The following is a 13,132-nucleotide window of genomic DNA, read 5'->3' as shown; positions in this document are numbered from 1 at the left end:
CTAGGCATCGTTCGCAGCCGGGGAGAGCGGGATGAGGGGCAGTCGCAGCGCCCCCGGCGCGCCCGCCGGCACAACGGGTTTGATCGGAGCGACAGCGTCCACCCGACGATAGGGCAGCCCCTGCTCGGGACGCAGGTCCTCCTCGCCCTTGTTGGGCCACATGGCCGCCGCGCGCTCGGCCTGTGCGGTGATGGTCAGCGACGGGTTGACCCCGAGGTTCGCCGAAACCGCCGACCCGTCAACAACACTCAGCGTCGGGTAGCCGTAGACCCGGTGGTACGGGTCGATCACCGCATGCTCGGCGTCCGAGCCGATGGCGCAACCGCCGAGGAAATGCGCGGTCATCGGGATGTTGAACAGCTCGCCCCAGGTACCGGCCGTTACGCCGTCGATCTTCTGGGCAACCCGGCGGGTCGCGTCATTGCCGGCCGGGATCCACGTCGGGTTGGGCTGGCCGTGGCCCTGCTTGCTCGACAGATGCCGGCCTCGCAGTCCGCGTTTGGTGAACGTGGTGATCGAGTTGTCGAGGTTCTGCATCACCAGCGAGATCACCGTGCGCTCACTCCAATGGTCGACCGTCAGCACCCGCAGCAACGCGCGCGGATGCGTCACAGCGAGGCCCAGGGCCTTCAACCAGCGCGGCCATCGGCCACCGCCGTCGGTCATCAGGGTCTGGAGCAGACCCATCGCGTTGGAGCCCTTGCCGTAACGCACCGACTCGATATGGGTGTCGCTGGTCGGGTGGAACGACGACGTGATCGCCACGCCGCGCGTCAGGTCGAGCGCCGGGTCGACCTTGTATTTCATTGCGCCGACGATGGATTCGGAGTTGGTGCGGGTGAGAACACCGAGGCGGTCCGACAGCTGGGGCAGGGCGCCGTTGTCCTTCATCTTGTGCAGCAGATTCTGGGTACCCCAGGTACCGGCCGCAAGGACGACGTGCCGCGCCGTGAAGGTGCGACGGTTCTTGCGCAGGGTCCGGCCCGTGCGCACGGTGTCGATCTCCCAGATGCCGCTCGGACTCTGCCGCACGGAATCGACCGTCGTCAGCGGATGCACTGTGGCACCGGCATTCTCGGCCAGCCCCAAGTAGTTCTTCAGCAGCGTGTTCTTGGCGCCGTAGCGGCAGCCCGTCATACAGCTGCCGCATTCGATGCACCCGGTACGGTCCGGGCCGGCGCCGCCGAAGAACGGATCGGCCACGGTCTTGCCGGGCTCACCGAAGAACACCCCGACCGGGGTCTGCACGAACGTGTCGCCGACACCCATGTCCTCGGCGACCGCTTTCATGATGTCGTCGGCCGGGGTCATGCTCGGGTTGATCACCACGCCGAGCATGCGCCTGGCCTGGTCGTAGAACGGCGAGAGCTCGTCGGACCAGTCGGTGATGTGGGCCCACTGCGGGTCGTTGAAGAACGTCGCGGGCGGCTTGTAGAGGGTGTTGGCGTAGTTCAACGACCCGCCGCCGACACCCGCCCCGGCCAGGATGACGACGTCGCGCAGCATGTGGATGCGCTGAATGCCGTAGCAGCCCAGCTTGGGCGCCCACACGAATTTCCGGACGTCCCAACTGGTTTTGGGGAACTGGTCGTCGGTGAATCGACGGCCGGCCTCCAGAACGCCGACACGGTAGCCCTTCTCGGTCAATCGCAGCGCGGTGACGCTACCTCCGAATCCGGACCCGACGACGATCACGTCATAGTCGGTGTTGGACATGTACTTCTCCTCAGTTGAAAAAGCTGGTTTCGTCGTCGACCATGTCCATGGCGATACGCCGGGCACGGATCGCGGCCCGGTCGGCCTTGACGTTGATGTCGCGCCGGCGGCCACCGGGTCCGTCGAGCCGCCGCTGAATCGTCTCCAGGATCGTGGCATTGCGGATGGCCCACTCGTGGAACATGATCCGCAGGTACTCGGTGATGCTGTCCTCGGCGCTGTCGTAGTTGCGCGCCAACTGCAGGAAGACGTGTGTCGCGCCGGGGGATTCGGGCGTGAACCCGTGAATCCGCAAGAGCCCGTACGACTTTCCATCGATGACGTCGATGGCGTAGTGCTGCGTGTGCAGCGCGGGTGACACGAACGTGCCTTCTTCACGCCGGATGGCGACCGTCTCCTCAGGCAATCCGGTGATCGCCGACTCCCACGGCGCAAGGCGACTCGGCTGAGTCACCCGGGTATAGGCCACGGAGCGTTCGGAGATCTCGACCTCGTCGAGCGGCGGCAGCTGCTGGATATCGGGCGGCACCATCTCCGGACGGGTGATGAACACGTCGGTCAGGTCGAGGTAATGCTCGTGCAGCAGAAGGTAATTCGCCTCGACGCGCAGGACCTCGGTGGAGCCGGTCCAGCCGGTACCGTCCAGGTACCACGGCACGCGGGGCGGCGGGCGCAGGGCCGCGGCGCGCGGCTCACCGAGCCAGATCCAGACGAACGGCGCGGTCTCGACGACCGGGTACGCCGGCACCCGGGCGCCGGGCGGCACGTTCTCCTGCGACGGCACGTCGGTCAGACAGCCGTCGGGGTTGTAGCTGAAGCCGTGGTAGCCGCAGACCACGCGGTCGCCGTCCAACCGGCCCTCCGACAGGGGATAGGCGCGGTGCACGCAGCGGTCCTCCAGGGCCACCACGTCGCCGGAGGCTCGGCGGTACAGGACCACGTGCTTGTCCAGCAGACGCCGGGAGAGCAGTCCCGCGCCGACCTCATCGCTGAGTGCGGCCACGTACCAGCAGTTCAACGGGTAGTTGGTTCTCATAGGTCGAGCACCAGCCTTTCGGACCGGGAGCGCGAGACGCAGATCATGATGGTTTTGTTTTCCGCCTTCTCCGAATCGTTGAGCACGGAGTCGCGGTGATCGCCGATGCCGGCGATGATTTCGCATTCACAGGTGCCGCAGACGCCCTCCATGCACGACCCCAGCACGTCCAGGCCCGCTTCTTCGGCGACGTCGTAGATCGTCTTGTCCGACGGCACGGTCAGGGTGATGCCGGAACGCTGGCACTCGATCTCGAACGTGTCGAGGGCGTCGGCCGGTTCCTCGATGGTCTTCGCAGAGAAGCGCTCGAGGTGCAGGCTGCCGTCGGGCCAGGCTTGGCAGCCCTTCTCGACCGCGTCGAGCAGGCCCTCGGGCCCACAGCAGTAGACCAACGTCTTGTCCTGCGGTGCCGCCAGCACCGCCGACAGCTTCGTCCGGAAAGCGTCGCCGTGCTCGTCACGCGCACAGACGGTGACGCGGTCGCCGAAGCGCTTCAGTGCATCCAGGTACGCCATCGATGAGCGGGAGCTGCCGCCGTAGATCAACTGCCAGTCGGCGCCCGTGGCCTCGGCGGCCTCGATCATGGGGAGCATCGGCGTGATGCCGATACCGCCCGCGACGAATTGGTAGCGCGGCGAATTGACGAGCGCAAAGTGGTTGCGCGGCCCGCGAACCCGGACCGTGGTGCCCTCGTGCAGCTTGTCGTGGACGTACTGCGAGCCGCCACGGCTGTTCGGGTCGAGCAGGATGCCCACTTGCCACTCGGTGCGGCTGGCGGTGCTGCCGCACAGGGAGTACTGCCGCGTCAGCGACGGCGACATGACCAGGTCGATGTGAGCGCCGGGGGTCCACTCGGGCAGGTCCGCGCCGGAGGGGTCGGCGAGGGTCAGCGTGACGACACCGTCCGCTGACTGCTCGCGCCGGCGGACCTCGAGGTCGACCTCGACTTCCCGGTATGCAGCGTTACTCACGATGCCTTCTGCTCATCGCTCACGGTTGACCTCCTTGTCGGTGTGATGTTTACGAAAGCTATTCACCGAGCCGGTTCGAATCGACGTCTCGCGACGACCAACTCTCGAAGGGTTTGCGGGGCGTCATTGTCGTGCGGGGACAAAGCCCGATTTGCAGCAACTTCGGCGCCTGGTGATCTACGGTCGTTTCATGCCGGAACGACGCGCCGAAGAGCAGGACGTCGTCGCGCGCGCAGCACAGGTGATCGGCGGGCTCGACGGCAAGTTGGGTGACATCACGCAGTCGATCCAGAAGATCCTCCTCACCGAGATCGCCGAGCTCAGCGAGGATGCGCAGCTGATGGAATTGCAGGCGCATACCGTCGCCGCCAACGTCGAGACCGTCTTCGCCTCGATCCGGCACCGGATCCCGATCAAGGACGTCGTCCCGCCGACGGAGTCGCTCGAACACGCCAGGCGGATGGCGCAGCGCGGCGTTCCCGCAAACGCGGTGGTGCGCGCCTACCGGCTGGGCCACCAGGAAGTGATGAACTTCGTGCTCGACGAGATCGCGGAATCGGACATGGATCCGCGTTGGGGCCTCGAAGTTTTCAAGTACTTCCAGACCATCGCGTTCGGTTATATCGACTGGATTTCGCAGCAGGTGCTCATCACCTACCAGCAGGAGTACGACCGGTGGGTGGAAAACCGAAACAGCATGCGGGCCCAGCGGGTTCGCGCAATCCTCACCACTGCTGCCAGTGACGTCGACGAGCTCACCGAGGAGATCCGCTACCCGCTCCGGCGGGTACACCTGGCGCTTGCGCTGTGGTATCCCGCTGCCACCGGCAGCGATGCGCTCGTGCGGATGGAACGGTTCGCGAACCACCTCGCCACGGCGCTCGGCACCCATGAGCCGCCCCTGTTCCTCTCGGTCGACCATCTGACCGCCTGGGTCTGGCTGCCGCTGTCGGCGCGCGACGCCGAGGGCGCCTCGGACCGGGTTCGTGAATTGGCGGCAATGCAACAGGATTCGCCGTGGATCGCGATGGGCAATCCGTTGCCGGGTATCGAAGGTTTCCGGCGTTCACATGAACAAGCGGTGGATGCCCGCGCGGTTGCGGTGGTCTCGGGCTCGGCCGAGCGCCGCATCACCGCGGCGAGCGATCCGGGGTTGCCGGTCGCCACGCTGCTCGGCGACAACATCGGATCGGTCGGCGCCTGGGTCGCCGAAATCCTGGGCCCGCTCGCGAGCGACACCGAGAACGACGAACGCCTCCGCGAGACATTGCGGGTGTTCCTGCGGACCGGCTCGAGTTTCAAAGCGGCTGCCGACGAAATGCACCTGCATTCGAATTCGATCAAGTACCGGGTGAACCGCGCGATCAGTCGCCGCGGCACGCCGATTGTCGACGACCGCATCGAGGTCGAGGTCGCATTGCTGCTGTGCCACTGGTTCGGTCAGGCCGTTCTGAACTGACAATTCGTCGCGGCGGTCCATTTGTGGACCGTCGACAACACGTACACCGGGTGCGGTACGAACTTTGGCTGTTTGCGACGTAGTTCGCGTGCGCTGCCGTCAGTAGTTTTTGGATCACTGCGAAACGCATGTCAGCGAGTCGGTCCTTTGGATAATTACTCGCACGGTCCGACGGAGGCGAATCATGGGCGACGATCCAAAATCCGACGAAGCGCGTGACACGTCGCCTTCCGCCGATCGCGGTCAAGATCAGAATCAGAGCAGTAATCCCTTGGGCGCCATAGTCGATCCGCTCACCAAGCTGGGCATCGACACCGCGCGTGACATTGCCGCCGCGGTGCAATCGACCCGGGCTGCCGCCGGAGACTTGCTGAAGGTCGTCAACATTCTGAGTCGGTTGCCCGGACGCGAGACGCATCCGGCGCCGGCCGCGGTCCCGTCGCCGACTGAAGGGGCCGAGGGCAGCGACGATATTGACGATGGCGACGAAAATGCCGCTGCGGCAACCGCTGTGCTGCCCGTCGTGGCGCCGGACGCGTCGCCGGCCGAGACCCCGGGACTCTTCGGCGGCCTCAAGCGCGCCGCGGAGTCGGCGCTGAATCCTGCCACCGTGATCGGTGTGGCCGTAACACCGGTGCGCAAGGTGATGGGTTCCGGCGACACCGCCAAGAAGAAGTCCGAAAACCGTGACGGGGACAAGAAAGTGGCGAAGCACGACAGCGACGCCGATTTGCGCCATTGGGGCGACGAACTGATTGCGAAGTCGCAGAAGCCGACACGTAAACAGGCGCACCGTCATCCGGCATTCGGACAGATCCTCAGCGAGCTTGCGCCGGATGAAGTCCGGATGCTGCGCTTCCTGGCCGTCGCGGGCACGCAGCCGTCCATCGACATCCGGACGAAGACGATGTTCCAGGTTGGCTCGGAGCGGCTCGTCAGCGGCGTGAACATGATCGCGGACATGGCCGGGTGCCGTTGGCCGGAGGCCGACCAGCGCTATCTCGCGAACCTCAATCGTCTTGGTCTGGTGCGCTTTTCGTCCGAGCCGGTGGCGGACTACCGGCGCTACGCTCTGCTCGAGGTGCAACCGCGTGCCCTCGAGGTGACCGAGTCGATACCCAAGACCATCAGCGTGTACCGCAGCATCTATCTGTCGGAATTCGGCCAACAGTTCTGCGAGGTCTGCATCGACACCGACGGCTACAACGCCGGTGGCTGGGCCACCGATGAGCGCGGCGACAAGATCATCGGAAAAGGGCCGCCCGATCCCGCCGCGTACAAACCCAAGCACTGATCCGCCCCCCGACAAGCCCAGGGATATTTCATGACAACGCTCGCCGCCGGGCCCTTTCTTGATTGGGAGGAGCTCACCGGACAATCGAAATTCGTCGTCGACATCATCAGCGTGCCGATCTTCAGCGCGATCGCCGGCTTGATCACCAACTGGACCGGCGTCATCATGTTGTTCGCACCCGTCCGCTTCACCGGCTTCTATGTGCCGGGCCTGAAACGGATATTTCCCTTTCTGCCCCGCAAGGTTCAGATTCTGCCCACCTTCGCGCCCAACGGAATTCTGGGTTTCCAGGGATTCATTCCGTGTCGCGCCGAGAAGATGGCCAGCCTCATCGTCGACACGTCCATAGCCCGGATCGGCAAGATTTCGGATTTCTACGAACAACTCAATCCCGACAAACTCGCCAAAGCCATTGCGGTGGCAGCCAGGCCGGATATCGGCCGGCTCACCACCGAGATCATCGAGGCCCGGCATCCACAGATGTGGCGGTCGCTGCCGCAGCCGTTGAAGGACGAGGTGCTGCAGACCGTCGACGCCGAGCTGCCGACCATCTCCAAGCGGGCCTTCGCCAAGATCGGCGAGAACATCGACCAGTTGCTCAACGTCAAGCTGATGACCGTCAACTTCCTGCGCCGCAACCCGGAAGTGTTGCGGGACATCATCAAAGGCATGGCGGTGCCCGAGCTGCGCTTCATGGTGCGTATCGGCGCGCTGGGTTTTCCGTTCGGCGTGCTGCTCGCGCTGTGGCTGTCGCTGATCTACTACTCCAGCGATGAGGCGCGCGAACATGCTGCGACCCATGGCGGTTTCGCGATCCACCTGCCGGGGTTCCTCGACTCGATCCTGCACTTCCTGCCGACCTGGCTGTGGGTGCTCGCCGGCGCCGCGGTGATCGGCATCGTCGTCAACATCATCGCGATCAAAGTCGTATTCGAGCCCGGCGAGCCGCAGCCCCGCTACAAATACCTCTGGAAGCAAGGGCTTTTCGCGAAGCGGCAGCACCAGGCCGCCCACGAACTCGCGACGATGCTGTCGTTACAGGTCCTGACGGTCAAGAACTTCGCGCATGAACTACTCAACGGTGCCAGTGCGGACAAGACCCGGGCGCTGATCCAGTCCGCGGTCGGTGAAGAAGCCGAGCGCATCCTGGGCCCGTACCTGGTCGTTGCGCGCAACTCGTTCGGTGTCGTGGATGTCGAAGGGCTGCAACGCGGTGCCGGGGACAAGCTGGTCGATTTCGCCCCGAGCGTCCTCTACGACCCCGGGTTCAACAAGACACAGGCCAAGAAGATCGAGACGTTCGCGACCGAGAAGTTCCGGGCGCTGCCGCCCGACAAGTTCGGCGAGATGCTGTACTCCGCCATCGAGCAGGACGCCTGGCTGCTGTACGCCCACGGTGGGCTCCTGGGCATCCTCGTCGGCGCCGTCCACATCCTCGTCTTCGGTGCCTGACACCCCGAGCGAAAGGGTCGCCATGGCGTCCTATTCCAGAATCGTCGTCGGCACCGACGGGTCCGACGAGGCGACCGACGCGGTCACCGTCGCCGGGGTGGTGGCGGCCGGCCTCGGTGCGCCGGTCACCGTCGTCACCGCGTGGAAGCCCAGCGTCTCGGTTCCGGGTGGACGGGAACAGTCGTGGGCAGACCTGACGGCCGCGGGCGCCGACGTCGATCTCACCGCGCTGGGCGTCACGACGATCGAGAAGATTGCGGTGAAGGGCAGCGCGTTCGACGCCCTTGTCGACGCCGCGGCGCAGGCCGAGCGGCCGCTGATCGTGGTCGGGGCCGCGGGGTTCGGCCACACGTCCAGCCGGCTGTGGGGGAGTACCTCGAACGAACTGTCGCACCACAGCCCCGTCGACGTGCTGTTCGTGCGTAAGCCGCTCTCGGCGGTGCCGACGATCGCCCTGGCCACCGACGGCTCCGGCACCTCGGTGCGTGCGGTACGTGCCGGGTACGACCTGGCGGCTGCACTCGGCGCCAGGCCGATCCTGGTCACCGTCGCCGGCGACACCGCCGCGGCCGAGGAGACGCTGAACGACGTCGAACGCCGGCTGGGGGTCACCGGCTCACTGGAGCGGCTCGCGCTGGCGGGCGACCCCGCCGACGTGCTCGCGGCCGCCGAATATGACGTCATCGTGATCGGAAACCGCGGCATGGCGGGTTTCGCCCGCGTCCTCGGGTCGACGGCCAACACCGTCACCCATCGGGCGACGTCCAACCTGCTCCTGGTCCCCACGTCACCGGCCGCTGGGTAGCCTGCTGTTTCCGCCGACAGCGAGTTCGCCGAATCCGGCACTGCCCCACCCTTGAGCGCTAGCACTCGCGTGTATAGAGTGCTAGGTGGCACGCGGCCAACCGCGCTCCGGCACCCGCGACGACGGTGTGTGGTCAGGACGCTTGCCGAACAACCTGGCATCCGGGGATTGGCCCTGGATCGACATACCAACCAAGTGGAGGGCTTCCATCGTGGCAGTCAACATCAAGCCACTCGAGGACAAGATCCTCGTTCAGGCCAACGAGGCCGAGACCACGACCGCTTCCGGTCTGGTCATCCCTGACACCGCCAAGGAAAAGCCGCAGGAAGGCACCGTCGTCGCAGTTGGCCCCGGCCGCTGGGATGAGGACGGCGAGAAGCGGATCCCCCTGGACGTTGCCGAGGGCGACACCGTCATCTACAGCAAGTACGGCGGCACCGAGATCAAGTACAACGGCGAGGAGTACCTGATCCTGTCGGCCCGCGACGTGCTGGCTGTCGTCTCCAAGTAAGCGTTCGTGTCCCGCCCCGGTCGTCCCCGCATGTCTGTGCGGGTGATGTCCGGGGCGGTATGCGTCTCAGCGAAAGGCTCTTATGAGCAAGCAGATTGAATTCAACGAAGCTGCGCGCCGGGCCATGGAAGCCGGTGTCGACAAGCTCGCTGACGCGGTCCGCGTCACCATCGGCCCGCGTGGCCGCAACGTCGTGCTGGCCAAGGCCTTCGGTGGCCCGCAGGTCACCAACGACGGCGTCACCATCGCCCGCGACATCGACCTGGAAGACCCGTTCGAGAACCTGGGCGCCCAGCTGGTCAAGTCCGTCGCGACCAAGACCAACGACGTTGCCGGCGACGGCACCACCACCGCCACCGTGCTGGCCCAGGCCATCGTGAAGGCCGGCCTGCGCAACGTCGCGGCCGGTGCCAACCCGATCGCGCTCGGCGCGGGCATCTCGAAGGCCGCCGACGCGGTGTCCGAGGCCCTGCTGGCCGCGGCCAAGCCGGTGTCCGACAAGACCGCCATCGCCCAGGTCGCGACCGTTTCGTCGCGCGACGAACTGATCGGTGAGCTGGTCGGTGAGGCCATGACCCGCGTCGGTGCCGACGGCGTCGTCACCGTCGAGGAGTCCTCGACCCTGAACACCGAGCTCGAGGTGACTGAGGGCGTCGGATTCGACAAGGGCTTCCTGTCGGCGTACTTCGTCACCGACTTCGACTCGCAGGAAGCCGTCCTCGAGGACGCGCTGGTGCTGCTGCACCGCGACAAGATCAGCTCGCTGCCCGACCTGCTGCCGCTGCTGGAGAAGGTCGCCCAGGCCGGCAAGCCGCTGCTGATCGTTGCCGAGGACATCGAGGGCGAGGCCCTGTCGACCCTGGTCGTCAACGCCATCCGCAAGACCCTCAAGGCCGTCGCGGTCAAGGCGCCGTTCTTCGGTGACCGTCGCAAGGCGTTCCTCGAGGACCTCGCCGTCGTCACCGGTGGCCAGGTCGTCAACCCCGATGTGGGCCTGACGCTCCGTGAGGCGGGCCTCGACGTGCTGGGCACCGCCCGTCGCGTCGTCGTCACCAAGGACAGCACCGTGATCGTCGACGGTGGCGGCACCGCCGAGGCCATCGACGGCCGTAAGGCGCAGCTGCGCAGCGAGATCGAGGCCTCGGACTCGGATTGGGACCGCGAGAAGCTCGAAGAGCGGCTCGCCAAGCTGGCCGGCGGCGTGGCCGTCATCAAGGTCGGCGCTGCCACCGAGACCGACCTGAAGAAGCGCAAGGAAGCCGTCGAGGACGCCGTCGCCGCCGCCAAGGCTGCGGTGGAAGAGGGCATCGTCACAGGTGGTGGCGCCGCTCTGGTCCAGGCCCGTGCCGCGCTGGAGGGCCTGCGTGGCTCGCTGACCGGCGACGAGCTGATCGGCCTCGAGGTCTTCTCCTCGGCGCTGTCCGCCCCGCTGTACTGGATCGCCACCAACGCCGGCCTCGACGGCCCCGTCGTGGTGAACAAGGTGGCCGAGCTGCCCGCCGGGCACGGCTTCAACGCCGCCACCCTGACCTACGGTGACCTGCTGGCCGACGGTGTCGTCGACCCGGCCAAGGTGACCCGGTCCGCGGTGCTCAACGCCGCGTCGGTGGCCCGGATGATCCTGACGACCGAGACGGCCGTCGTGGACAAGCCGGCCGAGGAAGCCGATCACGGGCACGGCCACCACGGCCACGCCCACTAGGCGGAAAATGCGAAGCATCCCCGGTCTCGGCCGGGGATGCTTCGTTCGTCAGTGGGTCTGTCGGCTTCGTCCCCGGCCGACACTAATGTCTATTCCGATGCCTGACATGCCGCGACCCGATGCCGTGGTGATCCGTTTCCGGCCTGTGGACGCCGAGAGGGTGCTTCTACGCGCGGAACAGAATGCGCGCGACCCTGACTGTGGGGGACATTACGGATCGTCTGTTTTCGCAGACCATGCGCGCGATGATGAAGGTCGCGACGATGTAGTAAAACGCCTGCTGGCGGACAGTGAGCTTGACGGTATCGATCCTGTGAGCAACTCAAAGTACTGGCTGTGTACTACAGCACAGGAACTTCTCGACCGTAAGTTCACGTTTGTAAAGGATGGATGGACCGGTGAGCCGCTTACCCACTACTCTGTGGTTCTCGGCAATCCGCCAACTATCGATGATGCCAAGCGGTTCCTAGAACCTTTTCGACCAGAACGGAGGTAGGTTCGACATGTTGACCGAGGTTCACATTGATCTCAATGTGCGTGTTGCGGGCAATCAGACCCGCTCTGGCTTCGAGGATGTTAAAGGCGGTCCCGTTCCTGGCGTGGGCGACCGTGTGGTGGTGCGCGAGTCGGAGTCGGACGTCATCGGGTTCGGTCAAGTTACGAGAGTGCTAGACGATGCTCGGCTGATTTATCTTGCTGTGGATTGGAAGTCGCTAGTCCCCGAGCATTACTTGACCTCGTCAGAGCTGCTAGAACAGGTCCGGCAAGTGGTCGATGGATTAACCCTAAGGGTGACGGAGCCTCGGCAGACGATGACCTTTGCTGCGACGACCTCGCACTATGATGCGGTCGCGCCTGACAGCGCGCAGTACCTTGCAATGGCACTCACTGCATGAGTGAAGTCGCAGAGTCGGCCCGCGTCCGGATCATGCTGGCCGACTACGGAACGCTGGATAGTAGTGGCAAGTTCACACTCGTTGGCGCGGGTATCACTATCGCGGGTACCGCCCGGCCAGGAGTAGCCGCACCCTTCGCCGTAGTCGCAACCGCTGATTTTGACTCCAAGTTTGTTGGTAGACGGCCGTTGGTCGAATTATCTCTTGAAGACGCCAACGGTGATTTGGTTGCAATTCCCGGGATTGAAGGCCAGCTGGGCCAGTCCCAATATCTCCGTATGCGGCATGAAGACCAGCTTGAACATCCGAAAGTGGACTGGGGATACGTTCCGGACGGGGCGGTACGGCCGAGAGCAACAATTATGCTGATGTTTAATGCAGGACTGCCGTTAGCGCCCGGGCAGCGATTTACTTGGCGTATTCGAATTGATGGTATGACTCGCGACGACTGGACCGAGGACATCTACGTTCCGGCCAGCAAGATCGGCTAGAGCACGTTGTGCCAGGAGGTGGGGCGCCGAGAGTGGCCCGGTGTGACGCACAGGCACCGAGGTACTCGCTAGGCAGCGCGCGTGCTGCCGCCAGAAGTCGCTGACCTCTGAAGCAATCACCGGACATGCCCGGCCTGCCGAAAGCCAATTCGGGGATCCGACGAAGACGACAAGCTCACCCTCAGCTGGGTCGGCTGTCTCGGTGCTACTGCAGTCTGGAGCACGGCTGATACGAGCTGGCAAGTACCGGGCGATGGCTAGATCTGGGCTGGTAGCGCACCCGCCCGACCATCGCTTATTGGTTCCGCGAGCCTGCGGACTCGCCCCAGGGCCGCTGACGAGTCGACGGCTGCACGGACGGCGAACGTCTGGGTGTGGAGCCTCGTTGTCCTAGAGCAGGACGACGAAGTGGAAATGTAGCGCAAAATTGGAACTGTGAGTTGTCAACATGACCGGTGTGTGCCAACGAACGTTGAGGCCCGAGCCGTCGAAATTGTTCGTCGGCTCCTACGCGACTACGAGCTCAATCGTGTCTGTGCAAGGGGCGCGAACGAGCCGACGCCAGATTTCGAGTCGGCGCGGCATGTCGTTGAAGTGAAGGAACTCGTAAGCCCGTCGATGCGAAATTACCAGCGTAGGCACGACGAGTGCATCACTGGCGCCGGTCATGTTCCCATCGGCTCGTTGTCGAAAGTATGGGCGGTACTGATCGGCGTGACAAGGGCTAAGTCCCCTGGGGTGGTGGGAATTCGGGGACGGGGCTGAGGTGGGCGGAGATGTTCAGGCCGTGTCGGTGCCG

12 protein-coding genes are annotated in these 13,132 nt (G+C 65.0%); 9 read left to right on the top strand and 3 right to left on the bottom strand.

The features are described from left to right. The 3 genes from ACJH6H_RS18275 to ACJH6H_RS18265 are packed head-to-tail and all read right to left on the bottom strand — an operon-like array spanning position 1 to position 3,723. Complete coding sequence (locus ACJH6H_RS18275; RefSeq protein WP_406775507.1) at positions 1-1,716, bottom strand: GMC oxidoreductase; 1,716 nt, start codon at positions 1,714-1,716, stop codon at positions 1-3. A 10-nt stretch (positions 1,717-1,726) separates the two neighbouring features. Further along, positions 1,727-2,752: a Rieske 2Fe-2S domain-containing protein gene (locus tag ACJH6H_RS18270; RefSeq protein WP_406775506.1), complete on the bottom strand. Its 1,026-nt coding sequence runs from the start codon at positions 2,750-2,752 to the stop codon at positions 1,727-1,729. After that, entirely contained in the window at positions 2,749-3,723 is a 975-nt protein-coding gene (locus tag ACJH6H_RS18265) for a PDR/VanB family oxidoreductase (protein WP_406775505.1), read from the bottom strand. The genes ACJH6H_RS18270 and ACJH6H_RS18265 overlap by 4 nt, the downstream gene beginning before the upstream one ends. Before the next feature lie 190 nt (positions 3,724-3,913). Here ACJH6H_RS18265 and ACJH6H_RS18260 point away from each other — a divergent pair, with 190 nt between their 5' ends. From ACJH6H_RS18260 to ACJH6H_RS18220, 9 genes are all read left to right on the top strand, one after another. Continuing rightward, positions 3,914-5,182, top strand: a complete 1,269-nt coding sequence (locus ACJH6H_RS18260) for a PucR family transcriptional regulator (RefSeq protein WP_406775504.1) — start codon at positions 3,914-3,916, stop codon at positions 5,180-5,182. Positions 5,183-5,366: 184 nt separating this feature from the next. Next, positions 5,367-6,476 (top strand): Abi-alpha family protein, encoded by a 1,110-nt coding sequence (locus ACJH6H_RS18255; RefSeq protein WP_406775503.1) that lies wholly within the window; start codon positions 5,367-5,369, stop codon positions 6,474-6,476. Positions 6,477-6,506: 30 nt separating this feature from the next. Then, positions 6,507-7,928, top strand: a complete 1,422-nt coding sequence (locus ACJH6H_RS18250; protein WP_406775502.1) for a hypothetical protein — start codon at positions 6,507-6,509, stop codon at positions 7,926-7,928. After that, positions 7,921-8,733: a universal stress protein gene (locus ACJH6H_RS18245; protein WP_406775501.1), complete on the top strand. Its 813-nt coding sequence runs from the start codon at positions 7,921-7,923 to the stop codon at positions 8,731-8,733. Before ACJH6H_RS18250 ends, ACJH6H_RS18245 begins: the two co-directional genes overlap by 8 nt. Before the next feature lie 208 nt (positions 8,734-8,941). Continuing rightward, on the top strand, positions 8,942-9,244 hold the full coding sequence (gene groES / locus ACJH6H_RS18240; RefSeq protein ID WP_029367666.1) for a co-chaperone GroES: 303 nt from the start codon (positions 8,942-8,944) through the stop codon (positions 9,242-9,244). Positions 9,245-9,326: 82 nt separating this feature from the next. Continuing rightward, complete coding sequence (gene groL, locus ACJH6H_RS18235; protein ID WP_212806839.1) at positions 9,327-10,946, top strand: chaperonin GroEL; 1,620 nt, start codon at positions 9,327-9,329, stop codon at positions 10,944-10,946. 97 nt (positions 10,947-11,043) lie between these two features. Next, positions 11,044-11,442 (top strand): hypothetical protein, encoded by a 399-nt coding sequence (locus ACJH6H_RS18230; protein WP_406775500.1) that lies wholly within the window; start codon positions 11,044-11,046, stop codon positions 11,440-11,442. A gap of 7 nt (positions 11,443-11,449) precedes the next feature. After that, positions 11,450-11,842: a hypothetical protein gene (locus ACJH6H_RS18225; protein ID WP_406775499.1), complete on the top strand. Its 393-nt coding sequence runs from the start codon at positions 11,450-11,452 to the stop codon at positions 11,840-11,842. Beyond that, the gene (locus tag ACJH6H_RS18220; RefSeq protein ID WP_406775498.1) at positions 11,839-12,333 is read left to right on the top strand and encodes a hypothetical protein; all 495 of its coding nucleotides are present in this window, start codon (positions 11,839-11,841) and stop codon (positions 12,331-12,333) included. The genes ACJH6H_RS18225 and ACJH6H_RS18220 overlap by 4 nt, the downstream gene beginning before the upstream one ends. The last annotated feature ends 799 nt before the right edge of the window (positions 12,334-13,132 follow it).

This window comes from Mycobacterium sp. SMC-21 (genome assembly GCF_045310825.1).
In the GTDB taxonomy this organism is placed as follows: Bacteria; Actinomycetota; Actinomycetes; order Mycobacteriales; family Mycobacteriaceae; genus Mycobacterium.
The sequence above is the reverse complement of the archived record's forward strand: the minus strand, read 5'-3'. Positions and strand labels throughout refer to the sequence as shown.

Excerpts from the sequence above, each read along its gene's own strand:
- ACJH6H_RS18275 (WP_406775507.1), bottom strand. The coding sequence starts at position 1,716 with ATGTCCAACACCGACTATGACGTGATCGTCGTCGGGTCCGGATTCGGA.
- ACJH6H_RS18270 (WP_406775506.1), bottom strand. The coding sequence starts at position 2,752 with ATGAGAACCAACTACCCGTTGAACTGCTGGTACGTGGCCGCACTCAGC.
- ACJH6H_RS18260 (WP_406775504.1), top strand. The coding sequence starts at position 3,914 with ATGCCGGAACGACGCGCCGAAGAGCAGGACGTCGTCGCGCGCGCAGCA.
- ACJH6H_RS18255 (WP_406775503.1), top strand. The coding sequence starts at position 5,367 with ATGGGCGACGATCCAAAATCCGACGAAGCGCGTGACACGTCGCCTTCC.
- ACJH6H_RS18250 (WP_406775502.1), top strand. The coding sequence starts at position 6,507 with ATGACAACGCTCGCCGCCGGGCCCTTTCTTGATTGGGAGGAGCTCACC.
- groL (WP_212806839.1), top strand. The coding sequence starts at position 9,327 with ATGAGCAAGCAGATTGAATTCAACGAAGCTGCGCGCCGGGCCATGGAA.
- ACJH6H_RS18230 (WP_406775500.1), top strand. The coding sequence starts at position 11,044 with ATGCCTGACATGCCGCGACCCGATGCCGTGGTGATCCGTTTCCGGCCT.
- ACJH6H_RS18225 (WP_406775499.1), top strand. The coding sequence starts at position 11,450 with ATGTTGACCGAGGTTCACATTGATCTCAATGTGCGTGTTGCGGGCAAT.
- ACJH6H_RS18220 (WP_406775498.1), top strand. The coding sequence starts at position 11,839 with ATGAGTGAAGTCGCAGAGTCGGCCCGCGTCCGGATCATGCTGGCCGAC.